At 70.8% G+C, this 25,725-nt stretch carries 25 protein-coding genes and 1 pseudogene; 15 read left to right on the forward strand and 11 right to left on the reverse strand.

Annotation, left to right across the window (positions count from 1 at the left end):
- Positions 1–38: 38 nt before the first annotated feature.
- The gene (locus OG898_RS31710) at positions 39–1,412 is read right to left on the reverse strand and encodes a glutamate decarboxylase (protein ID WP_266961609.1); all 1,374 of its coding nucleotides are present in this window, start codon (positions 1,410–1,412) and stop codon (positions 39–41) included.
- Positions 1,413–1,647: 235 nt separating this feature from the next.
- Between OG898_RS31710 and OG898_RS31715 the strand changes: the two genes are divergently transcribed.
- Complete coding sequence (locus tag OG898_RS31715; protein WP_323185001.1) at positions 1,648–2,361, forward strand: YoaK family protein; 714 nt, start codon at positions 1,648–1,650, stop codon at positions 2,359–2,361.
- A 19-nt stretch (positions 2,362–2,380) separates the two neighbouring features.
- Here OG898_RS31715 and OG898_RS31720 read toward each other — a convergent pair whose 3' ends face one another.
- Positions 2,381–3,328: a tellurite resistance/C4-dicarboxylate transporter family protein gene (locus OG898_RS31720; RefSeq protein ID WP_266961611.1), complete on the reverse strand. Its 948-nt coding sequence runs from the start codon at positions 3,326–3,328 to the stop codon at positions 2,381–2,383.
- A 310-nt stretch (positions 3,329–3,638) separates the two neighbouring features.
- Here OG898_RS31720 and OG898_RS31725 point away from each other — a divergent pair, with 310 nt between their 5' ends.
- The 10 genes from OG898_RS31725 to OG898_RS31770 all read left to right on the forward strand — a co-directional run bounded on the left by OG898_RS31725 (position 3,639) and on the right by OG898_RS31770 (position 13,494).
- Positions 3,639–4,607: an urea transporter gene (locus tag OG898_RS31725; protein WP_250738229.1), complete on the forward strand. Its 969-nt coding sequence runs from the start codon at positions 3,639–3,641 to the stop codon at positions 4,605–4,607.
- 84 nt (positions 4,608–4,691) lie between these two features.
- Positions 4,692–4,997, forward strand: a complete 306-nt coding sequence (locus tag OG898_RS31730; protein ID WP_250738231.1) for an urease subunit gamma — start codon at positions 4,692–4,694, stop codon at positions 4,995–4,997.
- A gap of 3 nt (positions 4,998–5,000) precedes the next feature.
- Complete coding sequence (locus OG898_RS31735; RefSeq protein WP_266961614.1) at positions 5,001–5,885, forward strand: sirohydrochlorin chelatase; 885 nt, start codon at positions 5,001–5,003, stop codon at positions 5,883–5,885.
- A 23-nt stretch (positions 5,886–5,908) separates the two neighbouring features.
- Positions 5,909–6,490 (forward strand): urease subunit beta, encoded by a 582-nt coding sequence (locus OG898_RS31740; protein ID WP_266961616.1) that lies wholly within the window; start codon positions 5,909–5,911, stop codon positions 6,488–6,490.
- A gap of 2 nt (positions 6,491–6,492) precedes the next feature.
- Positions 6,493–8,217 carry an urease subunit alpha gene (ureC, locus tag OG898_RS31745; RefSeq protein ID WP_250738240.1) on the forward strand — a complete coding sequence of 575 codons (1,725 nt, stop codon included), beginning with the start codon at positions 6,493–6,495 and terminating at the stop codon, positions 8,215–8,217.
- Positions 8,214–8,945, forward strand: coding sequence for an urease accessory protein UreF (locus OG898_RS31750; protein ID WP_266961620.1), 732 nt, complete (start codon positions 8,214–8,216; stop codon positions 8,943–8,945). The genes ureC and OG898_RS31750 overlap by 4 nt, the downstream gene beginning before the upstream one ends.
- Positions 8,946–9,023: 78 nt before the next feature.
- Positions 9,024–9,647: an urease accessory protein UreG gene (gene ureG / locus OG898_RS31755; RefSeq protein WP_250738243.1), complete on the forward strand. Its 624-nt coding sequence runs from the start codon at positions 9,024–9,026 to the stop codon at positions 9,645–9,647.
- A complete protein-coding gene (locus OG898_RS31760; RefSeq protein ID WP_323185004.1) occupies positions 9,644–10,663 on the forward strand; it encodes an urease accessory protein UreD in 1,020 nt (339 codons plus the stop codon). Before ureG ends, OG898_RS31760 begins: the two co-directional genes overlap by 4 nt.
- Before the next feature lie 48 nt (positions 10,664–10,711).
- Positions 10,712–12,085, forward strand: a complete 1,374-nt coding sequence (locus tag OG898_RS31765; RefSeq protein ID WP_266961622.1) for an ammonium transporter — start codon at positions 10,712–10,714, stop codon at positions 12,083–12,085.
- Positions 12,082–13,494, forward strand: a complete 1,413-nt coding sequence (locus tag OG898_RS31770; RefSeq protein ID WP_266961624.1) for an ammonium transporter — start codon at positions 12,082–12,084, stop codon at positions 13,492–13,494. The genes OG898_RS31765 and OG898_RS31770 overlap by 4 nt, the downstream gene beginning before the upstream one ends.
- Before the next feature lie 72 nt (positions 13,495–13,566).
- On the opposite strand, the gene OG898_RS31775 is transcribed toward OG898_RS31770, so the two are convergent.
- Positions 13,567–14,094: a universal stress protein gene (locus tag OG898_RS31775; RefSeq protein WP_266961626.1), complete on the reverse strand. Its 528-nt coding sequence runs from the start codon at positions 14,092–14,094 to the stop codon at positions 13,567–13,569.
- A 162-nt stretch (positions 14,095–14,256) separates the two neighbouring features.
- Entirely contained in the window at positions 14,257–14,871 is a 615-nt protein-coding gene (locus OG898_RS31780; protein ID WP_266961628.1) for an RraA family protein, read from the reverse strand.
- Between the two features lie 185 nt (positions 14,872–15,056).
- Here OG898_RS31780 and OG898_RS31785 point away from each other — a divergent pair, with 185 nt between their 5' ends.
- Positions 15,057–16,055, forward strand: coding sequence for an oxidoreductase (locus tag OG898_RS31785; RefSeq protein WP_266961630.1), 999 nt, complete (start codon positions 15,057–15,059; stop codon positions 16,053–16,055).
- Between the two features lie 61 nt (positions 16,056–16,116).
- Here the strand turns inward: OG898_RS31785 and OG898_RS31790 are convergent, their stop codons facing one another.
- A complete protein-coding gene (locus OG898_RS31790; RefSeq protein WP_266961632.1) occupies positions 16,117–16,254 on the reverse strand; it encodes a hypothetical protein in 138 nt (45 codons plus the stop codon).
- Positions 16,255–16,387: 133 nt separating this feature from the next.
- Between OG898_RS31790 and OG898_RS31795 the strand changes: the two are divergent.
- Positions 16,388–19,290, forward strand: a pseudogene (locus tag OG898_RS31795) (Tn3 family transposase); the annotation flags it as partial.
- Between the two features lie 158 nt (positions 19,291–19,448).
- On the opposite strand, the gene OG898_RS36425 reads toward OG898_RS31795, so the two are convergent.
- Positions 19,449–19,952, reverse strand: coding sequence for a nuclear transport factor 2 family protein (locus OG898_RS36425; RefSeq protein ID WP_353963685.1), 504 nt, complete (start codon positions 19,950–19,952; stop codon positions 19,449–19,451).
- Positions 19,953–19,957: 5 nt separating this feature from the next.
- Positions 19,958–20,734, reverse strand: coding sequence for an SDR family NAD(P)-dependent oxidoreductase (locus OG898_RS31800; RefSeq protein WP_266961634.1), 777 nt, complete (start codon positions 20,732–20,734; stop codon positions 19,958–19,960).
- Between the two features lie 102 nt (positions 20,735–20,836).
- On the opposite strand from OG898_RS31800, the gene OG898_RS31805 reads away from it, so the two are divergent.
- Together OG898_RS31805 and OG898_RS31810 are read left to right on the forward strand one after the other, a co-directional pair.
- Positions 20,837–21,442, forward strand: a complete 606-nt coding sequence (locus OG898_RS31805; protein WP_250738258.1) for a TetR/AcrR family transcriptional regulator — start codon at positions 20,837–20,839, stop codon at positions 21,440–21,442.
- Between the two features lie 341 nt (positions 21,443–21,783).
- The gene (locus tag OG898_RS31810; protein WP_266961636.1) at positions 21,784–21,927 is read left to right on the forward strand and encodes a hypothetical protein; all 144 of its coding nucleotides are present in this window, start codon (positions 21,784–21,786) and stop codon (positions 21,925–21,927) included.
- Between the two features lie 90 nt (positions 21,928–22,017).
- Here the strand turns inward: OG898_RS31810 and OG898_RS31815 are convergent, their stop codons facing one another.
- The 4 genes from OG898_RS31815 to OG898_RS31830 all read right to left on the reverse strand — a co-directional run bounded on the left by OG898_RS31815 (position 22,018) and on the right by OG898_RS31830 (position 25,700).
- On the reverse strand, positions 22,018–22,833 hold the full coding sequence (locus tag OG898_RS31815) for a hypothetical protein (RefSeq protein ID WP_266961638.1): 816 nt from the start codon (positions 22,831–22,833) through the stop codon (positions 22,018–22,020).
- Positions 22,834–22,900: 67 nt separating this feature from the next.
- Positions 22,901–23,329, reverse strand: coding sequence for a hypothetical protein (locus OG898_RS31820; protein WP_266961640.1), 429 nt, complete (start codon positions 23,327–23,329; stop codon positions 22,901–22,903).
- On the reverse strand, positions 23,326–25,485 hold the full coding sequence (locus OG898_RS31825) for an integrase (protein WP_266961642.1): 2,160 nt from the start codon (positions 25,483–25,485) through the stop codon (positions 23,326–23,328). The genes OG898_RS31820 and OG898_RS31825 overlap by 4 nt, the downstream gene beginning before the upstream one ends.
- The gene (locus tag OG898_RS31830; protein ID WP_266961644.1) at positions 25,482–25,700 is read right to left on the reverse strand and encodes a hypothetical protein; all 219 of its coding nucleotides are present in this window, start codon (positions 25,698–25,700) and stop codon (positions 25,482–25,484) included. Before OG898_RS31830 ends, OG898_RS31825 begins: the two co-directional genes overlap by 4 nt.
- Positions 25,701–25,725 lie beyond the last annotated feature (25 nt).

Genomic DNA, 25,725 nt, shown 5'->3' on the forward strand with positions numbered 1-25,725 from the left:
GTCGGGGGTGCACTCGAAGGCCGACCCGGCGCCGGCGGTCATGACGCGACCTGCTCCGCCCGGATGCCGGCCGGGCTGAGCTCGGCGACCGCGCGACGGATGTCGGCGAGCAGCAGGGAGGCCTTGTCGCGGCTGATCTCTCGGCGCACCAGGATCCGGTGGATCACGGTGGGCTCGCCGGCGCAGGGCAGCGGGTACGCGGCCACCTGCCAGCCCCGCAGGCGCAGCCGGTCGGAGAGCTCGTACAGGGTGAAGGGGCTCCGATCGGGGTCGGCGAGGGTGTAGGAGACTCCGGGCAGGGCTCCCTTCCCGTCGTACAGGATCCTGAACTGGCCCATCGCGGCCATCTCTTCGCCCAGGTGGACGGCAGTGTCGGCGCACGCCTGCTGGATCCGGCGGTATCCCTCGCGGCCGAGGTGGACCAGCAGGTAGTACTGGGCGATGATCTCGCCCCCGGGCCGGGAGAAGTTCAGGGCGAAGGTGGGCATGTCCCCGCCGAGGTAGTCGACCCGGAAGATCAGCTCGGGCGGGAGCAGTTCGGCGGTGCGCCAGACGACCCAGCCGACCCCGAGGGGGGCGAGGCCGTACTTGTGGCCGGAGCTGCTGATCGAGCCGACGCGCGCGATCTCGAAGTCCCAGAGCAGGTCGGGCTGGAGGAAGGGGGCGACGAAGCCGCCGCTGGCGGCGTCCACGTGGATCGGGACGTCCAGTCCGGTGTCGCGCTGGATGGCGTCGAGTTCGGCGGCGATCTCGGCGACGGGCTCGTAGTCGCAGGTGAAGGTGACGCCGAGGATGGCGACGACGCCGATCGTGTTCTCGTCCACGTGGGCGCGGAGCTGCTCGGGGCGCAGGCCCGTGGCGCCGGGCAGCAACTCGACCTGGCGCAGCTCCACATCGAAGTAGCGGGCGAACTTCTCCCAGCAGACCTGGACGGGACCGCAGACCAGGTTCGGCCTGTCGGCGGGCAGTCCGGCGGCCTTGCGGGCCTTGCGCCAGCGGGTCTTGAGGGCGAGACCGCCGAGCATGCAGGCCTCGCTGGAGCCGGTCGTGGAGCAGCCGAGCGCGGTGTCGGGCTCGGGCGCGTGCCAGAGGTCGGCGAGCATGGTCACGCACCGCTCCTCGATGGCGGCGGTCTGCGGGTACTCGGCCTTGTCGATCATGTTCTTGGCGAGGTTCTCGTCCATCAGCTTGCGGACCTGGGGCTCGGCCCAGGTGCTGCAGAAGGTGGCGAGGTTCTGCTCGGCGTTGCCGTCGAGTGCGAGCTCGTCGCGGATGAGGGTGTACACGGCCTCCGGATCCGACGGTTCGTCGGGAATCCGGTGTTCGGGCAGGGAGCGCCGGGCGAATTCACCCGCGTAGACGTCCCTGAATCGCAGGGTGTCCTCGGGTGCACCGGCGGCTGATTCGGACATGGAATTTCCTTACCTGGAATCTCGCTTCGACGACTGGACTGGTTGCTCTTGTCCCTCTGCTTGGACCTCTGCGGGTCGCTCCTTCTATCGTCCGCGGTGGATGGCTAGCATTTCTGCGGGACAAAGCCCCCTCCGCTCCGCCCCCTTTCGGGGTGTGCGGGTCCTTTCACTTCTGACGAAGGTCCCGTTTGCCCGCCTGCCACGGACCGGCCCGCGCCACGACCGGAGGCACCCCTTGACCTCACCCCCACCGCGGCGGCACGGGATCCTGCCGCCGCTGGCCGACCTGCTGTTCCCGCCGGAGGCGGACGGCGCCGGGTCTCCCCACGGGGTGCTGCCCCCGCTGCTGATCGCCCTCACCTTCGTCAGCGGTGTGGTCGACGCGGTGAGCTACCTGGGCCTCGGCCACGTCTTCGTGGCCAACATGACGGGCAACGTGGTCTTCCTCGGCTTCGCGCTCGCCGGGGACCGGTCCCTGTCCGCCCCGGACTCCCTGCTCGCCGTCGGCGCCTTCCTGGCCGGGGCGGCGGCCGCCGGACGGCTACGGCGGACCACCGGGGCGGCCAGGATGTTCGCGCCGCTGGTGGCGGTGCAGACGGTCCTGGTGGGCGGGGCGCTCGCCCTGACCGCGCTCGGCGCCGGGCCGCCGGGCATCATCGCCCTGCTCGCCCTCGGCATGGGCCTGCAGAACGCCGTCGTGCACCGGCTCGCCGTCCCCGACCTCACCACCACCGTCGTCACCAGGGCCCTGACCGGGCTGGCGGCCGATCCGTGGGGGCCGGGTCCGCTCCGCCGCCTCGTGACGGTCGTGGCCCTGCTCCTCGGAGCCCTCACCGGCGGGGTGTTGACGCTCCGTCACGGTGCGCTGTGGGCGCTGGCCTTGGCCGTGGCTCTACTGGGCTGCGTAGCCCTCTCCCCCCGGTGGGACGGCACCGGGCGACGGACGTAGGGGCCGGACTCGCCCCCGCTCACTTCGGCGGACGGTCCTGCCCGCGCTCCACGAGGAAGGCCGCGAAGGTCAGCACCCACGCCCCGACCGCCACCCAGAGCAGCACCGTACCGAGGGGCCGTAGCCACCCGACCCCGGTCGGGGCGGCCGCCGAGAGGCAGGCGGTCGCCGTCATCCCGAGCGGGAAGACGCTCGACCAGCGCCGGACGTCGTAGCGGGGCCTCGGCCGGACCGCCTCGGCGGCGAGGAGCACGGCGTACCAGGCCAGGGAGAGGCCGAGAGCCGCCAGGGTGACGGTACGCAGCCCCGTGTGCGCCCATCCCGTCCACAGCGGTGACGCCGTGAGCCCGGTCCCGGCGAGGGCGGTGATGGAGAGGGCCCCGCCGGCCACCCAGTGGTCGCCCGCGCCCGAGACGACCTGGCGGAAGTCGAAGCGCACGAGGGCCTCGGCGTAGAGCAGCAGCCCCAGGCAGAAGGCGGCCAGCGCCGCCCGGCCGAGCCAGTCACGGCCGGTGGGGGCGGCCAGGGTGCCCGCCAGGACGGCGAGCCCCTGGGTGGCCACGCAGACGAGGAACGCCGCGCCGGGCATCCGGTAGCCCCAGTGGCGCAGGACGGCGACCAGCAGTCCCGGCCAGAGCACGGCGGCCAGCACCAGCAGCCCCACGGCCACGGGAACCCACCCGAGTACGGCGAGCCGGGAGCCGAGTACGGCGGTGGCGGCCACGGCCGTGAGGGCCGCCGGGGTGTCGGCCTCCGCGCGGAACCGCCGGCGGTCACCCAGGAGCCGGGCGGTGAAGTCGGCGGCGAGGACGAGCCACAGCGCGGCGGAGACGACCAGTGCGGCGATCGACAGCGCGTCCCGGCCGATCAGGTGCAGGCCGGCCGAGATGATCCCGGCCGCCATGACGGCGGCGCCGGCGGCCGGCGACAGCTCCGCCCACCACCGGGCACCCGCAAGGACTCGCACCCTGCCAAGGGACACCACCGCAGCGGGCCGGGCCGCCGCGGCGCGCCATCGCGGCGGCGGCGATGACCCTTCCGGGTGCGGTGAAGGGCCTCTCCCCCACCATTCACTATTCGATATTCCGATCCTATTTCCGTCCCCGGGGAAAGGGAATGACGAGCACATTTATGACAACCCGGCCGCATTCTCCCGCTCATCCCGACACGCCCATGCCCAGGCGGAATTGATCCGATTCACCGGTACTGTCGTCGTCAACGCACCGATGATTCGCGGGCCCTTCAGGGCCCTCTCTTTTTGCACCAGGGAGAATGAAATGCAGGCCTTGGCAACGGAGCCCGCCCGCCAGGCCCCTCCCGCCCAGCCGGCGAGCTTTATCCAGGAAGTCCTGCGCGGTGTCGCCCAGGTCGACTTCATGCCGAGCGCGATCACGGGCATCTTCTTCCTGGCCGCCCTTGCCGCCGCGGGCTGGCAGTACGCCCTCTACGGCCTCCTCGGCGCGGTCGTCGGCACCGGCACCGCCTACGCGTTCGGCATCGACCGCGAGATCGTCTCGGCCGGCCTGCGCGGTTTCAACGGCACCCTGGTCTCGCTCGGGTTCGCCGTCTTCCTCGGGTGGGACCACCTGTCCACGCTGCTGCTCGCGATCGGCGGAAGCATCACCGTGGTGGTCGTCACCTCGGCGCTGGCCACCATCCTCGGCACCTGGAACATCCCCACGTTCACCGCGCCGTTCTGCATCATCGCGAGCGTCATGACCATCGCGGCGCCCGGCTTCTCCCGGGTGTGGCACACCGGCCCCGATCTGGCGGCGCTGCCCGCGGCCGCGAGCGGGACCACCGCGCTGGACTGGGGCCAGCTCTGGCGCGCCTTCTTCGCCAACGTCGGCCAGATCTTCTTCATGCCGCAGTGGTACGTCGGCCTGATCTTCCTCGCCGGCATCTTCGTGGCCAGCCGGGTCGCCGGGGTCATGGCCTGCGTCGGCAGCGTCACGGCGATCTTCGTCGCCTGGGCGATGGGTTCACCGTCCGAAGGCGTCTCGCAGGGGCTCATGGGGTACAGCAGCGTGCTCGTCGCGATGGCCCTGTGCGGGGTCTTCCTCGTCCCCTCCAACTGGAGCTTCGCCTTCGCCGTCCTGGGCGCCGCAGCGGCGACCGGGCTCACGGCCGCGATGACCGCCTTCTTCGCGCCGTTCGGCGGTCACACCTTCACCTGGCCGTTCGTCCTGACCACGGTCGTCTTCGTCGCCGCCGTCCCCCAGATCCCCCGGCTGCAACGGACCTGACACCGCCTCAGCCCGAACCGGCGCACCAAGAGCACCAGCACCGGCAGCACCTGAACCACCTTGAGAGCCGAAAGTGAGTGACCGATGAATCTCGCTCCCCGTGAGATGGACAAGCTCTGGATCTACGTCGTGGCCGACCTGGCGCGCAAGCGGCGGGACCGGGGCGTCAAGCTCAACTACAGCGAGGCCTGCGCCCTGATCAGCGAGGGCATCCTCGAAGGCGCCCGTGACGGCAGGACCGTCGCCGAGTGCATGGAGCTCGGCAAGCAGATGGTCTCCGCCGCCGACGTCATGAAGGGCGTACGGGAGATGCTTCCGCTGCTCCAGGTCGAGGCCGCCTTCGTGGACGGCACCAAGCTCGTCTCCTGCCACGACCCCGTCGGCGCCTGAGCGGTGGCGGCCATCGCACCCGAACGGCCCGGCCGGGCAACGCAATCGGCGGCCCGCGTCATCCTGGCCGGCGGCCACGAGGGCGGCGCAGCGGCCGGCGCCGTACACCCCGGCCGGCCGCTGGCCGAAGCCGTCCGCGCGGGGCTCGCCGCCTCGTCCGAACCGGTGTGCGTGGTCCCGATGACGCTGGGGCGCGACCCCGGGCTGATCGCCGACTGCGCCCGCGCGCTGCGCTGGCTGAGCCGGGAGGAGGAGCCCGGGCGGCTCGTGCTGGCGCCGCCCTTCGCCACCGTGGACCACCTGACCGCGTGGCTCCGTACCGCCGCCCTCAAGGCGGTCCGCGAGGCTCCCGACACCTCCGCCGTGCTGGTCACCGCTCCCGCCGCGGGTCCCTTCGAGGACGCCGATCTGTTCCGGGTGGCCCGGCTGGTGCGCCAGTACGGGCACCACCGCTGGGTCGAGGTCGCCTTCGACGGCGGCGACCCGGACCTGGCGGAGGGCGCGGAGCGGTGCCGCCGGCTCGGCGCCGGCCACGTCTCCCTGGTCCGGGCCGCGTTCGCCCCGCCCGCCGAACTCCCGTCGGGGGTCCTGGACACCGGTCCGCTGCTGTCCGACGCGGCGATCGCCCAGGTCGTACGGGCCCGCTCGCAGGAGGCCCTGCACCGGCTGGCCCACGGGCAGGACGGCGTGGCCGAGGGGCTGGACGCCGAACACGGGCACGGGTACGCGCACTCCCACGGCCCCGGCGGCGACCACGGCCATCACCACGGCCACGCGGACCCGGACGCACACGACACGGACCCGCACCACACGCACGCGCACGGCGAGGGCCACCGGCACGCGCGCGGCCAGGGTCACGGCCACCCGCACGGCCATTCCCCCCACTGATCCGAAGGAAGGGAAGTACCACCATGTCAGGTGGCGCCACATACCTTTACGGCGAAGGCACCGTAGAGATCAACGCCGGCCGCCGCAAGGCCAAGGTCACCGTCTCCAACACCGGTGACCGTGCCGTCCAGGTCGGCTCGCACTACCACTTCTTCGAGGTCAACCGAGCCCTCGACTTCGACCGCAACGCCGCCTACGGCATGCACCTCGACCTCCCCGCCGGCACCGGCGTCCGCTTCGAGCCGGGCGACACCCGCGAGGTCGAACTCACCGCGTACAGCGGCCACGGCCGGCTGATCGGCTTCAGCTCCCTCGTCAACGGCGGCCTCGGCTCCACCGACACCCGCGTCCGGGCGATGAACCGGGCGGTCGAGCTCGGATTCCTGGGAGCCCGTGCGGAGACGGCCCAGCAGGCCGCGGCGGCGCAGGCCGCCGCGCCCGCCGTGGAGGCCCCCTCGAAGCCGGGGTCCAGGCCGGGGTCCAAGCCGGCCTCGAAGCCCGCCGCCCGGCCCGCTGCCCAGCAGGCCGGCAAGCCCGCCGCCAAGGCACCCGCCAAGACCGCGGCCGCCAAGAAGGCCAAGACCTCCAAGAAGGGCGACAAGTAGCGATGGCTGTCCTGAGCCGCAAGCAGTACACCGACCTGTTCGGGCCGACCGTCGGCGACCGCTTCCACCTGGCGGACACCAACCTGGTCATCGAGGTCGAGAAGGACCACAACGAGGGCCACTACGGCGACGAGGCCGTCTACGGCGGCGGCAAGGGCATCCGCGACGGCATGGCGCAGGACCCGCAGGCCACGAACCTGCAGGGCGCCCTGGACCTGGTCATCACCAACGTGGTGGTCATGGACGCGATCCTGGGTGTGGTCAAGGGCGACCTCGGCGTCAAGGACGGGTTCATCGCGGGTCTCGGCAAGGCCGGCAACCCGCACACCCAGTCCGGGGTGCACCCCAAGCTGGTCATCGGGCCCGGCACCGAGGTGATCTCGGGCGAGCACATGATCGCCACGGCCGGCGGCATCGACACCCACATCCACTTCATCGCCCCGCAGCAGGCCGAGCACGGCCTGTCCAACGGCATCACCACCCTCATCGGCGGCGGCACCGGCCCCTCCGACGGCACCAACGGCACCACGTGCACCCCGGGTCCGTGGAACATCGGGCGGATGTACCAGGCGGTCGAGGACCTGCCGGTCAACGTCGGCCTGCTGGGCAAGGGCAACGGCTCGCTGCCGGAAGCGCTGATCGAGCAGGTCGAGGCGGGCGTCTGCGGCCTCAAGGTGCACGAGGACTGGGGCACCACCCCGGCCGCGCTGAGCAAGGCCCTGGACGTGGCCGACGCCTACGACGTGCAGGTCGCGGTGCACACGGACACCCTGAACGAGTCCGGCTTCTTCGAGGACACCCGCTCCGCCATCGACGGGCGCACCATCCACACCTTCCACACCGAGGGCGCGGGCGGTGGCCACGCCCCCGACATCATGCGGGTGGCGGGCGAGCCCAACGTCCTGCCGTCCTCGACCAACCCGACGCTGCCGTACACGGTGAACTCGGTCGACGAGCTCCTCGACATGGTGATGGTCTGTCACCACCTGTCGCACGACATCCCGGAGGACGTGTCCTTCGCGGACTCGCGCGTGCGCGCGGAGACGATCGCCGCCGAGACCGTGCTGCACGACGAGGGGGTCATCTCGATCTTCTCCTCCGACTCCCAGGCCATGGGCCGCATCGGCGAGTCCTGGACCCGCGCCTTCCAGACCGCGCACCACTGCAAGGACCAGCGCGGCAAGCTCGACGGCGACACCGAGCGCAACGACAACTTCCGCGCCCTGCGCTACCTCGCCAAGATCACGATCAACCCGGCGATCGCCTCGGGCACCGCCGAGCACATCGGCTCCCTGGAGACGGGCAAGCTCGCCGACATCGTGCTGTGGCCGATCGGCTCCTTCGCCGCGAAGCCGAAGATGGTCATCAAGGGCGGCCTGATCAACTGGGCGCTGATGGGCGACCCGAACGCCTCCCTCCCGACCCCGCAACCGGTCTACTACCGGCCGATGTTCGGTGCCTACGGCAAGGCCAAGCAGGCCACCCGGGTCTCCTTCATGTCGCAGGCCGCGATCGAGCTCGGCGTACCGCAGAAGCTGGGCCTGGACAGCAAGGTCCTGCCGGTCCGGCACTGCCGCACCGTCGGCAAGCAGCACATGGTCCGCAACGACGCCCTCCCGGTCATCACGGTCGACCCGGAGACCTACAAGGTCACCCTCGACGGGGTACCGGCCACCATCGAACCGGCCCGCGAGCTGCCCCTGAACCACCTGTTCTACCTGGCATGAGCACTGCCGCCAACGCCGCCGTGTCCAGCCCCGCGGCGGCGACGCCGGTACAGGCCCTGCTGGTCAGCCTCCAGCTCACCGACTCGGCCTTCCCCAGCGGCTTCTACACCCTCTCCCACGGCCTGGAGGGCTACGCCCAGGCCAAGGCCGTGACCCCCGAGGGCGTACCCGTACTGCTGGCCGACCTGCTGCGGCACGCGGTGGGGCCTTCCGACGCCACCGCGCTGGCCCTGGCCCACCGGGCGGCGCTGGCCGGCGACTGGGAGGCCCTGGCCGAGACCGACCGGCGGCTGAACGCGGGCAAGCTGAACGAGGGCCTGCGCCGCGCCGCCACCCGCACCGGCCGCCAGCTGCTGGACCTCGCCCGCGAGTGCGTCGGCGGCGAGCCACTGGAGCGGTACGCGGAGCTCGTGGCGGCCAAGCGGGCCCCCGGCTCGCAGGCCGTCGCCGCCGGGGTCGCGTACGCGGCCGCCGGCGTCCCGGCCGAACAGGCCGTTGTGAGCGATCTGTTCGCCTACTCGGCCAGCTTCACCGGGGCCGCGCTGCGGCTGCGGCTCACGGACCATCGCAAGGCACAGGTGGTGCTGCGCGGGATCGCACCCGTCATCGAGGAGGTGGCGCAGGCGGCCCTGCGCCGCGAACTCGGGGATCTCGGCGGGTGCGTTCCGATGGCCGATGTGATGTCGGGCCGTCACGAGCGGGCCGAGGCAAGGCTGTTCGCCACCTGACCTGGTCCATCGATGCTCCTCCCCCTCTTTCCTGACCCCTTTGTCCAAGCTCTCCTTTCCCCAAGGTGCGTGACTTTGATGACCGAGGACAACGTCCTGCGCGTCGGCGTCGGCGGCCCCGTCGGCTCCGGCAAGACCGCGCTGATCGAGGCCCTGGTACCGGTGCTGATCGCGCGAGGCCACCGGCCCGCCGTGATCACCAACGACATCTACACCCAGGAGGACGCCCGCCAGGTCCGCCGCACGCTGGCCGGGGTGCTCGACCCCGAGCGCGTCGTGGGCGTGGAGACCGGTGCGTGCCCGCACACCGCAGTGCGCGACGACCCGACGATGAACCTGGCCGCGGGCGCCGAGATGCTGGAGCGGTTCCCCGATGTCGACACCCTGCTCTACGAGTCGGGCGGCGACAACCTCACCCTCACCTTCAGCCCGGTCCTGGTCGACCTGTTCCTCTTCGTCCTGGACACCGCCGAGGGCGAGAAGATGCCCCGCAAGCGCGGTCCGGGCATCACCGAGTCCGACCTGCTCGTGATCAACAAGATCGACATCGCCCAGTACGTCCGCTGCGACATCGGCGTCATGGAGTCCGACGCGCACCGCGTGCGCGAGGGGCGCCCCGTGGTCCTGACCAACTGCCTCACCGGGCAGGGCCTGGAGGACGTGGCCACCTTCATCGAGTCCTTCCGCCGGGTGCCGGCGTGAGCGTCGTGGCAGATCCGCCCCGCACCCCGCCGCAGGCTCCGCCCCCCGCCCCGCCCCGCGCCCTCCTGCCGCCCGGGCGTCTGGAGGCCGCGCACTACGAACCGCCGCGCGTCCCCCTGGAGGTGCTGCGGCACTCCTCGGTGCCCGACACCCTCGGTGTCGGGCGCCCCGGCAAGGTGGGGCTGCTGGAGTTGGGCTTCGAGCTGGTCGGCGGGCGCACGGAGCTGGTGCGGCACTACCAGAAGTCCCCGCTCCAGATCATGCGGCCGCTCTACTTCGACCCGCACCGCCCCGACCTGCCCATCACCTTCCTGATGTCCACGGGCGGCGGGGTCATCCAGGCCGACCGGCTGCGCACCGACCTGTCCTTCGGCCCCGGCACCTCGGGGCACGTCACCACGCAGGCGGCCACCAAGGTCTACCGGATGGAGCACGACTACGCCGTCGCCCAGACCTTCTTGACCGCCGGCCCGGGCGCGTACGTCGAGTACCTGCCGGATCCGGTCATCCCCTACGTCGACTCCCGCTTCTACCAGCGCACTGTGATCACCGCCGCCCCCACGGCCACCGTGCTGGCGAGCGAGACCGTCCTGGCCGGCCGGCTGGCGCACGGCGAGCGCAACGCCTACCAGGTCTTCGCTTCCGACCTCGAACTGCGCCGACCGGACGGTGAGTTGGTGGCGCTGGACGCCGTACGGCTGGAACCGGGCGGGGCCGGGGAGTCCGGCGGCAGCTCCGTCGACGGGCCCGCCGTACTGGCCGGCCATTCGGTGATGGCCTGCTTCTTCGCGGTCAGCCCGCTCGCCCCGGCCCGCGAGCTCGCCGACCTGCTGCACACGACCCTGGCCGGCCGCGGACTCCCGTACGGGGTCAGCGTGCTGCCGCAGGACTGCGGGGCCTGGGTGCGGGTGCTCGGGGAGCACACCGAGGCCGTGACCCGGTCGCTCGCGGCCGTCTGGGACGCGGTGCGGCGCAGGTTGATCGGCGTCCCCGCACCGGACCTGCGCAAGACCTGAACTCCCCACTCCCTCCTGCCTGTTCACGACCAGAGAGAGCTCCACCAGATGCCCAGTGGCTACGATACGGGTAATACCGCCTGGATGATGGCGAGCACCGCCATGGTGCTGCTGATGACCCCCGGCCTCGCCTTCTTCTACGGGGGCATGGTCCAAACCAAGCACGTGCTGGTGATGCTCAAGATGAGCTTCGCCTGCCTGTCGCTGGTGACCATCCTGTGGGTCGCGGTCGGCTACTCCCTCGCCTTCGGCAAGGACTCCGGCGGCGGCATGATCGGCAATCTCGACTACGCCTTCTTCCGCGGCATCGGGATGGACTCCCTGCACGGCTCCATCCCGACGGTGATCTTCGCCTGCTTCCAGATGTCCTTCGCGATCATCACGGTGGCGCTGATCAGCGGCTCCATCGCGGGCCGCGCCACCATGAAGGGCTGGCTGGTCTTCGTCGTCGCCTGGACCATGCTGGTCTACGTGCCCACCGCGCACTGGGTGTTCGCCCCCGACGGCTGGATCAACAAGTCCCTGGGCGCGCTCGACTACGCCGGCGGTCTGCCGGTCGAGCTCAGCTCGGGGGCCTCGGGCCTCGCGGTGGCCATCGTGCTGCGCAAGCGCAAGGACTTCGAGCGCGAGACGATCCGACCGCACAACCTGCCCCTGGTCATCATCGGTCTGGCGCTGCTGTGGTTCGGCTGGTTCGGCTTCAACGCGGGCTCCGCGCTCCAGGTCGAGGGCAGCGCACCGACCACCTTCTTCAACACCCAACTGGCCGCCGCGGGCGCGATGATCGGCTGGCCGATCATCGAGAAGTGGCGGCTGGGCCACGTGGAGATGCTGGGCGTGGCCTCGGCCGCGGTCGCCGGCATGGTGGCCATCACCCCCGCCTGCGGCGAGGTCTCCCCGCTCGGCGCGCTGATCATCGGCTTCACCGCCGGTGTGGTCTGCTGCTTCGCCATCAACATGAAGTTCAAGATCGGCGTCGACGACACCCTCGACGTGGTCGGCGTGCACGGCTGGGGCGGCATCGTCGGCGTCCTCTCCATCGGCTTCTTCGCGACGGCCGCGATGAGCGGCAAGAAGGGCCTCTTCTACGGGGGCGGACTGGACCAGTTGTGGCGTCAGGCCGTCGGGGTCCTGGCGGTCGGCTCCTTCGCCTTCGTCATGACCTGGCTCATCGCCAAGGCGATCGACAAGGCCGTCGGCTTCCGCACCTCGGAGGAGTACGAGAACGTACCCGGCCGGGACGAGGAGGTCGCCTACGACAACGCCACCCTGGACGAGATCCGCGACCGGATCGGCGGAGCCGGTGCCGCGCCCCGAGAGCCCGCCGCGGTGGGCGCCGCCCAGGGCGCGTCGGAGCGGCAGGACGCCGCGCTGCTCGCCGAAATCGTATCCGTGCTGGACCGACGAGAGCGTGACAAGTGACCGCGCACACGATTGCCGACACCGTGTCGGCGGTCTCCGCCGCACCCGCCGTCGCCGACTCCGGCAACGCGTCCTGGCTGATGATGGCCACGGCGCTGGTGCTGCTGATGGCTCCCGGAGTGGCCTTCTTCTACGGCGGCATGGTCCGCACCGGCCAGATCGTCGCCATGCTGAAGATGATCTTCTTCTGCATGGTGATCGTCACCGTGCTCTGGTTCGCGATCGGCTACTCCCTGGCCTTCGGCCCGGATGCCGGCGGGCTCGGGGTCATCGGCACGCTCGACCACGCCTTCCTGCGCGGGATCGATGCCCGGTCGCTGACCGGCTCCGTGCCCACGGTCACCTTCGTGGTCTTCCACCTGTCCTTCGCGGTCGTCACCGTGGCCCTGATCGCCGGCTCCATCGCGGGCCGCGCGAAGATGGGCGGCTGGATCGCCTTCGTCATCGCATGGACCCTGCTGGTCTACATCCCCATGGCCCACTGGGTGTTCGACCCGGCCGGCTGGGTCGCCAAGCAGCTCGGCGCCGTCGACTTCTCCGGCGGCACCGTCGTGGAGATCGGATCGGGGGCCGCCGGACTCGCCCTCGCCATCGTCGCGGGAAAGCGGGCGGACTTCGACCGCCAGGGCATCCGGCCGCACAACCTGCCGCTCGTGGTCATCGGGCTGTCCCTCATGTGGTTCGGCTGGTTCGGCTTCAACACCGGTTCCTCCCTGGAGACCCCGGGCGGCGCGGCGATGGCCTTCCTCAACAGCCAGCTCGCGGCGGGCGCGGCGATGGCCGGCTGGGCGGTGACCAGTTGGTGGCGCACCCGGCAGGTCGGCCTGCTCGACATGTGCATGGGCGCCGTCACCGGACTGGTCGCCATGACCCCGCTGGCCGGCGGGGTGAGCCCGGTATGGGCCACCGTCATCGGTTTCCTCGCCGGGCTGACCTGCGCGTTCGCGATCAGCTGGAAGTACCGGCTGGGCGTGGACGACACCCTGGACGTGGTGGGCATCCACGGCTGGGGCGGCATCGTCGGCATGGTCATGGCCGGCCTCTGCGCGACCGGGACGCTGACGGGCCACAAGGGCCTCTTCTACGGCGGCTCCTGGGACCTGCTGAGCAAGCAGCTCACCGCCACGGTGGTGCTCGGGCTGTTCTCGTTCGTGATGACCGCACTGATCGGCAAGGCCATCGAGGTCACCATCGGGCTGCGCCAGCCCGGCGCCATGGTGGAGAAGGAACAGGCCTACGCCGACGTCCTCTCCGACAACCTAGAGCAGCTGTCGGGCGCCGCCCCCCGCGCCGAGGGCGCCGGTGCAGAGCCGGAGAGCGCCTCCGCGCTGGTCGCCCGGCTGCGCGAGGTCCTGCTGACCGCCCCGCAGGGCGGCGGCGACCGGCAGGACGGCGACGACCGCGGCTGAGCACGGCCGCACACGGGCCGCGGACCCGGTCGCGTCATGCGGCCGGGTCCGGGTCATACCGCCGGGTCCGGGTCATGCCGCCCGCCGGAGCAGGTCTCCCGCGTCCAGGGGCCGCCGCCACACGATGCGGCGGCGTACGGCGTCCAGGTCGGCCCGCAGTGGCCCCGGCGGCACGGCCAGTACGGGACAGGGTGCGCGCCTGACGCAGTACCGGGACACCGACGGCCGTAGCGCGCGCAGCAGCGGGCCGCGCGGTCCCGTACCCACCACGAGCAGGTCGCCGGGGTCCCGGACGGCGCTCACCAGGGCCGCGCCCGGGGTGCCCCGGACCGCCAGCCCGGCCAGGGTCACGCCCGTCGGCGCACCCCCGAAGGCGGTGTCGAGGACCTCCCGCAAGCGCTCGACCGCCGCCTCACGCGAGGCGGTGAGCAGCGCGGTCCCTCCCCCGCCGCCCCGGGCGCCCGGTCCGGCGAGCGGCGGCTGCCAGGCCAGTACGACCCACAGTTCCGCCTCCCGCGCCCGGGCCTCGGCGTGCGCCGCGTGCAATGCCGTCAGGCTCCCGAGGGATCCGTACGCCCCCACCACCACTCGTCCCCGCACTGCGCCGTCCTCCCCGTCCGCTGTTCCGACTTCTCCATGGAACGGCGGCGAAGAGGTTTTCGGTCCTCCTCCGTACAGACTCCTGACGTGCCCCTGACGCGGAACGCGGGGGCCCTGACGGGTCCTTGACGCAGGGCCCGGCGCACGCGCGGTCGGCCGGTGTCAGCCGGTGAAGCCGAGGCCGCCCAACGCCTGCTCGATGCGCGCGCGGTGCTGCTCCTCCCAGGCGTCCAGGGACTCCCCCGCCTCCTTCGCCAGCTTGTCCAGAGCGGCCCGCAGGATCTCGTCCTGCCGGGCGGCCGGGGTGACGACGATGCCCTCCTCGTCGGCGACCACGATGTCACCGGGGTGCACGGTCACTCCGCCGACCCGCACGGCTTCGCCGAGGGCGCCGAGCTTCTTCTTGCCGCCCGGGATGGGGATGACACCGCGGGCGAAGACCGGGAAGCCCGCGGCGCGCACCTCCGCGAGGTCGCGCAGGAGCCCGTCGAGCACGAACGCGGCGATGCCGCGGCGCTGGGCGACGGCGCACACGTTGCCGCCGGCGAGCGCGTGGTCCAGGTCACCCGATTCCACGACGATGACCGAGCCGGGCTCGGCGCGGTAGATGGCCGCGTGCAGCATCAGGTTGTCCCCGGGCTCGCACCGCACGGTGTACGCGGGTCCCGCGATGCGCGGCGCGTCCCACAGCGGCCGGATGCCGATGTCCATGACCTGCTCGCGGCCCAGGAAGTCGGCCAGGGTGGTGGGCGGGACGCCCTCGAAACCGTTGTGCATGTCCGTCCTTGCTCTCAGTGGCGCCCGCCCGATCGGCGGGCCCGCCCGGGGCAGCAAGATCGTAGGTCACGGCGCCCCGGGAAGGCGCGAAGGGACCGCGGGGCGGACGGGCGGCGGCGGGTGGGAGCCCTGCGCTGTCGGTGAACGGTCTCGGAATCCGGCGCGCGCAGTGCTTGGCTGGAGCGATGGAGATCCTCATTCTGGGTGGAACGGCATGGCTGGGACGCGAGTTGTCCCGGCAAGCGATCGAACGGGGTCACCGGGTGACCTGCCTGGCGCGCGGCGAGAGCGGCGCGGTCGCGGACGGGGCCGGGCTCGTGGTGGCCGACCGGCAGAGCCCTTCGGCGTACGAACCCCTCCTGGACCGCGCGTGGGACGCGGTCGTCGAGGTGTCCTGGCAGCCGGGGTTCGTACGCGGGGCGCTGGCCGCGCTCGCGGACCGGGCCGGGCACTGGACCTACGTCTCCTCCATCAGTGCCTACGCCTCCCACGCGGCCCCGGACGCCGACGAGTCCGCGGCCCTGCTGGCCCCGGCCGAGGCGAGCGAGGCCGACCGCTCGGTGTACGGCGAGGCCAAGGTCGCCTGCGAGCAGGCCTCCGCGGCCGCCGTCGGCGACCGGCTCCTGATCGCCCGCGCCGGCCTGATCGGCGGCCCGGGCGATCACAGCGACCGCTCCGGTTACTGGGCGGCCCGCGCCGCGGCCGATCCGGTGGGGCCGATGCTGGTCCCGGACGAACCGGACCTCGCCACCCAGGCCGTCGACGTACGGGACCTCGCCGGCTGGCTCCTCGACTGCGCGGCGAACGGAACCACCGGCACCTACGACGCGGTCGGCCCGGTGGTTCCGTTCGCGGAGTGGATCGCACTGTCCCGCGCCGCCGGAGGGCACACCGGTCCGACGGTCCCCGCCGGCTCCGAGTGGCTGCTCGCCCAGGGCGTGGCCGAGTACATGGGCCCCGGTTCGCTGCCGATGTGGGTCGTCGAGAAGGGCTGGGAGGGCTGGGCGGCGCGGAGCGGGGCGGCGGCGCGCGCGGCGGGCCTGCGCCACCGCCCCCGGGCCGAACTGCTCGCCGACACCTTGCGCTGGGAGCGTGCCCGGGGCCTGGACCGGACCAGGCGCGCGGGGCTCGGCCCCGGACGCGAACGCGAACTGCTCGACGCGCTCGCGGCCGAGGCCGGCTGAGACCGGGAGCCCGGAACTCGGCATCCGGCACCCGGCACCCGGCACCCGGCACCCGTTCGGGCTACCGCGTGCGTTCCGCCCGGTAGCCCGCGGTGGCGATCGCCGCGATGACGGCGGCCGGGTCGACGGGCCGGTCCGTATCGACGACGGTGCGGCCCGTGCGCAGGCTCGTCGCGCTGGCGACGGGCTTGGGGAACATCGGTACAGCCGTTAACGCTAAGCATTTGATCATGGTCGACGCGTCGTGATCGCCTAGCACAAGCGATCCGTTCCACGGGGACCTTCGGCCAAAGATCCACGCTCTGTCGTGGCCGGGTGGTTGGCTCCCACGCATGCCAGTGGAGTTCTTATCCGACGAGCAGGCCGCGTCGTACGGGAAGTTCAACGAGGAGCCGACTCGGCTGGAGCTGGAGCGGTTTTTCCACCTCGACGACGAGGACCGCAAGCTGATCGCGAAGCGGCGCGGGGACCACAACCGGCTCGGGTTCGCGCTGCAGATGTGCACGGTGCGCTTCATCGGCCGGTGCCTGCCGGATGGTCCACTCGATGTGCCGTGGGTGGTGATTGAGCACATCGCCGAGCAGCTCGGCATCGAGGACGTCTCGTGCGTCAAGGCGTCCACCGAGCGCAAGCCGACGGCGTACGAGCACGCGTGGGAGATCCGGGACGCCTACGAGTACCACGAGTACGACGACCCGGAGTGGGGGCGGAAGTTCCGGACGTTCCTGCACGGGCGGGCGTGGACCGCGCATTCGGAGGGGCCGAAGGCTCTCTTCGACTATGCGGTGGGCTGGCTGCGTAAGCACCGGGTGCTGCTACCTGGTGTTTCCGTGTTGGCGCGGCAGGTGTCCGAGGTCCGCGGAATCGCGGACAAGCGCCTCACACCACGGTCGCCAGGGCGGCCTGGCGGGCGGACCGGTCGCTGCCCGCCGACCTGGTGGCGCTGCTTCAGACGCCGGAGGGCAGGCGCTACTCGTACCTGGAGACCTTCCGCCGGCCGCCGACGAAGACCACCGGTACGGCGATGAAACGGGCGCTGGAGCGGGTGGACGAGATCGCCGTGTACCGGCTGGGGAGGGTGAAGCTGGACAAGCTCCCGCCGAACCGGCTTGCCGCGCTGGCCCGGTACGGCCTGGGGTCGAAGGCGACGAGCCTGGAGCGGGCGAGCGAGCCGAAGCGGACCGCGATGCTGACCGCGGTGATGCGCCACCTGGAGGCCAAGGCGATAGACGATGCGCTGGAGCTGTTCACGGTGCTGATGTCGACCAAGCTGCTCAGCACCGCGAAGCGGCTCACGAACAAGGATCGCCTCTCCACGCTGCCGCAGCTGGAGAGGGCGTCGCGCATCACGGCCCGCATCTCGAAGGTGTTCATGGAGGAGCTGGAGCACCTCGAGGAGAGCGGCAAGGCGGTGGATGCGGCCGCGATGTGGAAGGCCCTGGAGGAGGTCGCGCCGAGGGCTCAGCTGTGGAGCGCGGCCACCACGGTGGCGAGCCTGGTCCCGGAGGACGACGACTCCGCCGAGATCGCGATCCGCGAGGCCCTCGCGAACCGCTACGACACGGTGCGCCCGTTCCTGTCGCTGCTCGGCGACACCAAGATGCTCGGCGCGGCCCCGGCCGGGGAGCGGGTCCTGGCCGCGGTCAAGGGCCTGCCCGCGCTCAGCCGGCGCCAGGTGACGAAGAAGCCGCTGCTGAAGCGGGAGGGCGACGACAAGGTCGTGCCGCCGTACTGGCGCAAGGCGGTGTACGCGAACAAGGACCTGCCGCAGGGCGCGGTGGACCGCGACGCGTATGTGGTGTGCGTGCTGGAGCAGCTGTACCGGGCGCTGGTCAGCCGCGCCATCTTCGCTTCCCCCTCGCACCGCTTCTCCAACCCGCGGGCCCGGCTGCTGGACGGCAAGCCGTGGTTGGCGGTGCGCGAGGAGGTACTGGCGGGCCTGAGCCTAGAGGCGCCCGTCGAGGAGCATCTGGCGGAGCTGCTGTTCGAGGTGCACTCCTGGACCGGGTTTCTGGATGCCTTCGTGCACCTGGGCGACGGCAAGACGCGCATGAAGGACCTCACCACCTCGGTCGTCGCGCTCCTGGTGAGCGAGGCGTGCAACATCGGCATGACCCCGGTGACCAACCCCGGTCACGAGGCGCTGACCCGCTCCCGCCTCGTCCACGTCGACCAGTACTATCTGCGCGCGGACACCATCGCCGCGGCCAACGCCGCCCTGATCGAGGCTCAGGCGAAGGTGCCGATCGTGAAGTTCTGGGGCAACGGGCTGCTCGCCTCCGTCGACGGTCTGCGCTTCGTCGTCCCGGTCCGCTCCATCAGCACCGCCCCGAACCCGAAGTACTTCGGCTTCAAACGCGGCATCACCTGGCTGAACGCCGTCAACGACCAGGTCTTCGGCATCGGGCAGATGGTCGTCCCGGGCACGCCGCGGGACTCGCTGCACACCCTGGACGCCCTGCTGAACCTTGACGGCGGGGTGAAGCCGGAGATGGTCGCCACCGACAACGCCTCCTACAGCGACATGGTGTTCGGCCTGTTCAAGATCCTGGGCTACAACTTCTCTCCGCGGTTCAAGGACCTGGACGACCAACGGTTCTGGCGGGCGGAGATGGACGGGATCGAGACCGGCGCCTACGGGCCGCTGGGCGATCTTGCCCGCGACAACAAGGTGAACCTGAAGAAGGTGACCGCAGAGTGGGAGGAGATGCTGAAGGTGACCGGCTCCCTGGTCACCAATCAGGTGCGGGCCTACGACCTGCTGCGGATGTTCGGCAACCATGGACGGCCCACGACGCTGGGGCAGGCGTTCGCCGAGTACGGGCGGATCGCCAAGACCCTGCACCTGCTCCAGGTCGTCGACCCGGTCGGTGACACCTACCGGCGGCAGATGGGCAAGCAGCTGTCCGTCCAGGAGTCCCGCCACACCCTCGCCCGGGACATCTGCCACGGCAAGCACGGCACCATCCACCAGGCATACCGGGACGGCATGGAAGACCAACTAGGGTCGCTGGGACTGGTATTGAACGCCGTCGTGCTCCGGACCACGAAGTACATCGACGCCGCGGTCGCCCAGCTGCGCGCCAAGGGCCATGAGATCAGCGATGATGATGTCGCCCGCCTCTCCCCGTTGAAGTTCAAGAACCTCAACGTCCTGGGCCGCTACAGCTTCACCCCCTCCACCCCACCCCAGGGCCTGCGCCCGCTGCGCGACCCCGACGCTCCCGAACTCGACGACGACGAGGACGAGTGGGCACCCTCGGAGGCCAGATCGGCCCCGGCGCCGCCCCACGGGGGGGAGGGCGGCACCCGGGCCGACGGTTCCATCACCCTAGCCGGATCGCTCACCGGCCCTGGGAGAGGCTGTACAGCTCAGCGTAGATTCCGCCGACGTCAGTCGCGGCCGAACAGCTGTACCCAGGAGCGGCTGGTGAAGCGCCAGCCGACGTCGGTTCGGACGAAGCAGTCGTGGTCCTCGCCGACCACCCATGGCGTGCTGGTCGTGCGGCCGTTGGCGTCCTGGAGGAAGACCGTGAGAACGGTCGTGCCCTCAGCGGTGTCGCGGCCCTCGGCATCGGTGCCAGTGGCGACAAAGCGCATATTCGATACCAGGTGCCGGATGCCGGGGTACGGGTTCGTCATGTCGAGGTTCTCGCCCCAGAGGCGGATCTCGTCGCGGCCCTTGAAGGGCTGGCCCACCACCAGCTCGCCGTCGGCGGTGAACAGTTCGTGCAGCGTCTTGGCCTCGCCGAGGTCGACGCGCCAAGCGCTCTCGGTGACCAGCCGGGACAACTGTGCATGGTCCCGGTCGGACACCAGGCCCGGCAGGAATGCGCCGGCCGCGGGGCTGTCCACGGACGCTTGCTCGGCGCTTTGCTCAATGTTCTGCTCAGTCATGATTCTCACCAGCTCTGCTCGGCGGCGCGTACCAGCATTTCGTTGACTGCGACTCGACGGTCGCGGGTGACCATGTACGCGATGGCGTCGGCGATGTCCTGGGGCCGGAGCATCTCCATGCCCTCGATCATCTTCGCGACGCTATCGCGGACGCCTTCACGCTGGTGCGAGGCCAGTTCGGTGTCGACGGTGCCGGGTTCGACGACGCCGACGCGGACACGCCGGGGCTGGAGCTCCTGGCGCAGGGACTCGGAGAACGCGGTGACGCCGAATTTGGTCAGGCTGTAGACGGCCGTCCCCGGTCGGGCCACCCGGCCCGCAGTGGAGCTGACGGTGACCAGGTCGGCGACCCCGCGTGGGCCGTCCTGCGCGGCGTCGATGAGATGTGGCAGTGCAGCCCGAGTCATGTGCAGCAAGCCTTCGACGTTGACCGCGAGCATGCGCTCCCACTCGACGTCGGGAGCGTCGGCGACCGGGCCGGTGTACATGGTCCCGGCGTTGTTGACCAGGATGTCGAGGCGGCCGAGCTCGGCCACCGTGCGCTCGACCGCGGCCCGGGCCTGTTCCGGGTCGGTGATGTCGGCGTCCAGCACGAGCGCCGTCGCACCGTCAGCGCGCAGGTGCTCGGCCAGTTCGGTGAGCCGGTCCACGCGACGGGCCAGCACGGCCACCGCGGCGCCCTGGGCGGCCAGGGCGCGCGCCGTCGCCTCGCCGATGCCGCTGCTCGCGCCGGTGACAAGCGCCACTGTCCCCTGGAGTGTGCGCTCGCGGGTCTCCTCCATGGTGCACGTCCTCGTTTCGCTACGATGGTTAAGCGGAGCATGGTCCGCTTAATGTCGAGAGTAAGCGGACGGTGCTCCGCTTGCAAATGGAAGGAGACTCGCATGGCCGACGAGACCGGGAAGAACCTGCGTGCCGATGCGCGCCTGAACCAGGACCGCGTGCTCGAAGCGGCTGTGCGCGCCTTCGCCCGCGACGGTGTCGACGCCTCGCTGCGGTCGATCGCCAAGGACGCCGGCGTCGGCATCGGCACGCTCTATCGCCGATTCCCGACCCGCGAGCATCTCGTGTGGGAGGTGTACCGGAGCGAGGTGGACCAGATCAGCGCCGCCGTCGGACCGCTGCTGGCCGCACAACCGCCAGCGCGGGCGCTGCGCGCGTGGATGGAGAGCTTCCTCGATTTCCTCACCGTCAAGCAAGGAATGGCGCGCGCACTCAAAGCCGCCCTCGAGAGCGACGAAGGCCAGCGGCTGCACACCCGGGCCCTCATCACCGGCGCGCTCGCGACCCTCGTGGAAGCGGGAGCCGCAGACGGCACGATCCGGGCAGACGCCAACCCTCTCGACGTGATGATGGCGCTCGGAGGGATCTCACTGATCGCCGGAGACGCCGACCAGCGCGGGCAGGCCACACGCTTGCTCGACCTGCTCATGGACGGCCTGCGGCCGCAGGCCGCCGACATCGGCGAGCGCGAGAGGCGGCCGACTTGAGGCAGATCCGCACGGATCTGCCCAAACAACGACGAGCGACTCTCACAGACGGTCCTTTGCCCGAGCAAGATCGAATAGAGGTACTCGGAGACCACCGAATCCCGGATTGTGTCGCAGAAGCCGTTCTCACTCAAAAGTGGCAGGAGTGGGGTTCTGCGACTTGCGTTGTGCGAAAATCCAGGGTCCTGACGGACCCTCAAGAGCCTTCCCCGCCCGCCGGGTCAGAAGCCGATCTCGTCGAACGCCATCCGTGCCCCAAGTGCAAGGCGGCTCCCGGATCGCCGTGCCGCTCACGGTCCGGCGCGGTCGCCTCCGCCTACCACACGGGCCGCTTCACGAAGGTGCCGAAGCTCGCGAAGGAACTGCGGGTGCAGACGACGGCCGACCGCGGACCGGGTCAGCCGTGGCGGCCCGGGGCTCCGGTGCCCGCGGCCGTTGACCCGGACCTGCCGAGCGCGGACATCCGCATCGGCTACGCCCGATAGCCCGGCATGAGACGTGTCCATGCGAGACCGTCTCGCCCGTGCTCGAGGGCTGCTCCTCGGATGGTCAGCGTCGCAGCAGCGGGTTGTGTCTCACTCCGATCCCGACTCGGAGGCGTCTGTCATCGGCTCGTCGTTGTTCTGTTCGTCCAGGGCCGCGAAGGCGTCAATCGCCCGAGCGATAGCCTCGTCGAACTCGGCCTGGCGTGCGGCGGCCGCCTGCACATCGATCCCGGTTCGTACATCCTTGTCAGGTCTGCGGGTCGGTGCGCCCAGCCGCAGCTCCGTCGGGAACGGCGGCAGGCCAGCCAGCAGAGTCGCCAAGCCCGGGTCCTCCAAAGCGGCGAGGGACTCCAACTCCGTCGTCTTGCCGAGAATCCGCCGCAGCTCGATCTCAATGACCCCCAGGTCGAGTGTCTCGCCGGCCACCTCGACGACCCAGCCGCTGTCAACTCTCCGCATCGGCGGTGGTGGAAAGTTCGGCAGTCCACCAGCTTCCACTTCTTCGGCCGTGAAGCGGGGCTGCTCGCCAGTCCACGCGTCAAGGCGCTCGTCGAAATGTTCGCTGGCGTCCCGGACCTTCCGGTCCAGGAGAGGTGATGCGTCGTCCACCCCCAGTAGAGCGCGCAGGCATTCCCCGCGGTACTTGCGCCGGTCGTACGCATCCTGTTTGGGTCCGGCCTTCTTCGGCCGGCCATTGTCCAAGCCGACGGGCTTGAGCATCTTCGAGACCTTGGCGCTGAACATCAGAAAGGTCTCCAACGGGATCCAGACCAGCGGGTCCGGCGGCGTTTGCCCTGCCCGCGTTCGGATCTCCAGGAGCGCGACCTGCGCGTATCGGATGTCTCGTGCCAGCCAGGTCAGGTAAACCCGCTGAGCCCACTCGTCCCAGATCAATTTCTCAGTCACAGCGACCATCCTCCACACGCTCGGTGCTCGACGGCATTCGATTTGCGTCGCCGGACGCTGACAGGTCCTATCTGCTTGGCAGCACGCGGACCCTGGTCTCCGTGGTGGACGCCAGTTCCCGCCGCAAGGCGGTGATCTCGTCGTGCTGGGCGGCGAGGCGGGAGAGCGCCTGTGCTCGGAAGTTTTGGAGATCACCGACTTCGGTGTTCCTCCTGGCAAGACGTTCGCGCAGGCTGGCGACCTCGGCCTTAAGCCGGTCGATCTGGGCGAGGCGTGGGTCGGGACGATGTCCGGCAACCTGGGCAGCGGTCCGCTGGCGATCGAACTCGGCTTTCAGATGCGGGTAGGCGCGGTAGAGGGTCGCTCGTGGCACTCCCGCGAGGGTGCACAGGCTCTTGACGTCGCACTTCAGGCCGTCTGGGACGGGTCCGGCAAGGAGCTGTTGCATTGCTGCCCGGATCCTGGCCTCGGCTTCGTTCTGGCGTTCCTGCGTCATCTCTCAGGTTCCTCCTCAGTGTGTCCGGCGGTGTCGATCTCGGCGACGATGCGGGTGGCGCGATCGAACGCGGCCTGGGCTCGTGCCCGTTCAGGCTTGGAGAGTCTGAGGTTGCCCAAGAAGACGGCCTGGGTGTTCTCGGCATGGTCGGCCCAGATCTGCCGGTGCTGGGAGTGATGGGTGGCCTGCGGGCAGCGCGCCGAGTCACACATCCCCATGAGGGGTTCACCGGCGTCCGGGGTGCCGGCGAGCTTCAGGCACAAAGCCTTCCCCGGATCGGAGAACCAGAAGTAGTTACCGACACCGAGGTGCAGGGTCTTCGCCTTCGCCTTGAGGACACGCTCGACGCGCCGGTCGTCGATGACGGTGACCGGCCCGGCGTCGTGCCGTGCCAGGATCTGGTCGACGGTCTTGAAGGCGGTGATGAGGTCGCGGGCGCCCTGGCCGCTGGGCAGGATGCCGCGCTGGTAGTCCTCGTAGGCGGCGACGGTCAGCCGCAGGTGTTCGGCTTCTTCCTCGGCGGCGAAGGCGGCCTGGTGTCCGCCGGGGCGGGCGGCATAGCCCTCGGCCGTGGCGACGCTGACGTGCTTGAGGTGCAGTTTCACGGCCATCAGGCCGTGCGGGCGCTGGGCGATGGCCATCGCAAGCGTGCGCTGCAGCGCTCGGGGGTTGACCGGGCCGCCGGGGAGGGGCTCCAGGCCGAGCCGCTGTCCGTACTCGCCGTTCACCCATGTGCGCAGGGCGGTGTAGCGGCTGTTGCTGTTGTTGGACGCCTTGGTGAACAACCGCTCGCCCGGGGCGGCGCCGGTGAGGGCTTCGGCGGTGGCGATGGCTCGGTGCACGTCTTCGGTAACCACCCACACGTCCTCGGTCCCGCCGAACGCCTCACCCTTGATCCGACGGGAGACCAAGCGGTAGCGGGTGCCGCCGCGGGGCCGTGCTTCCTGCCGGTGGCAGCCGCTCGCCAGTTCCGCCAGCTCCGAGGAACGCATCCCGGAAAGCGCCGAGGTGAGGAAGTAGGCAGCCGAGGTGACGGCATGGACCGTGGCGTCCAGTTGGTGCCGGGCCATCGGCAGGGCCCAGGGCACCGGTGTGCCGTCATCGTGCCGGGACACCGGGGCCGCATCGCGGCACCAGGGCTGCTCAAGGCCGCACTCGCTCACCCACCGTTCCAGCTCGGGACGGAGAGTCTCCAGGTCCCTGCGGTGCCCCATGGCCCCCGCCGCCTGAACGACGAGCGGATGCCACGACATGTTCAGGAGCGGGTCGCCCGGGTCCCATTCACGCTTCAAGCGCTGAGTGACGGTCGCTTCAGCGGCCCGTGCAGCTGGAAGCCCGGTCTCTCGCCGTCGCTCGATGACCTCGCGCAGGCCATCGACCTCAGTGACCAGCAGGCCCCGCCGCGAGGCGGCCTCATGTTGGTCGGCGGCGCGGGCCGCGGCCGCCTCGGCCACCAGCTGTGGGCCGATTGTCTCCAGCAAGTACAGACAGTTCGCCAGCAGAGGCCGCAGCAGGAGGTCCGGGACCGGCGGCACCCGGTTCTCGTCACTGCGCACATATCCCGTGACCTCGTCCGCGCTGCGGCCCGGCCACGGGGCGAAGCCCGGCTGGTAGCAGTCGCTGAGGATCTCTGCATAGAGGACGAGGAACTGCGGGATGCGGACCATCGCCACCGTGGTCGCGGGCGACAGAAGCCGGTCAGGGTCGGTGGCACTGCGCGAGGCAGCCGCGAGATAGGCGTCGCAGTGATGCTGGCGGACCTGCGACAGCGAGGTGACGCCAACCGCGGTGAGGTGGTTGAACCACAGGGCCATGTGCTTGAGTTCGGACCAGAGAGAGTTGGGGTTCAGTGGGGTGCGGAACGCCTGCGGCAAGACGGCCACGTCCGGATGCAGCGGGGTCAGCCGTGCCATCAGGTACTCGCGGGCGACCTGCCGCCAGCGGGGGTTGATGATGGCGGTGAAGTCCAGGATCTTGCGGTGTGCGCTCATCACCACCGGGGCGTCGGCGAGGCCGGTCAGGTCCCAGACATCCTGGTCGAAGACGGGGCGGGGGCTGCCGGGCTCGCGCCGCAGGCCGGCGGTCTCGATGACCGGCAGACCGTGGAAGGGGCGCCGCCCGGCAAGGGCCGGGGAAGAGGCATGGGCGGTCGTCACTGAGGCTGTTCCTCCAGGTGCAGCGGCAAGAAGGCGGCGCTCTCGGCGCTCTGCCGGGTGGCGGCCTCAATGGCGGCCGGGCCGAACCGGGGCAGGACGTCCTCGTCCAGGCGGGCCGTGTACGGACCGAAGATCCGCAGGAACTGCCCGGTGGTCATCTGCTGGGCCTGCCGGGAGAAGTACTCCTTGAGCCTGAGCAGGACCGGCCGGTCCACCGTTACCGTGTGGCCATGGAGACCC

Origin of the sequence: Streptomyces sp. NBC_00193 (assembly GCF_026342735.1) — a bacterium.
GTDB lineage: Bacteria > Actinomycetota > Actinomycetes > Streptomycetales > Streptomycetaceae > Streptomyces > Streptomyces stoeckheimensis.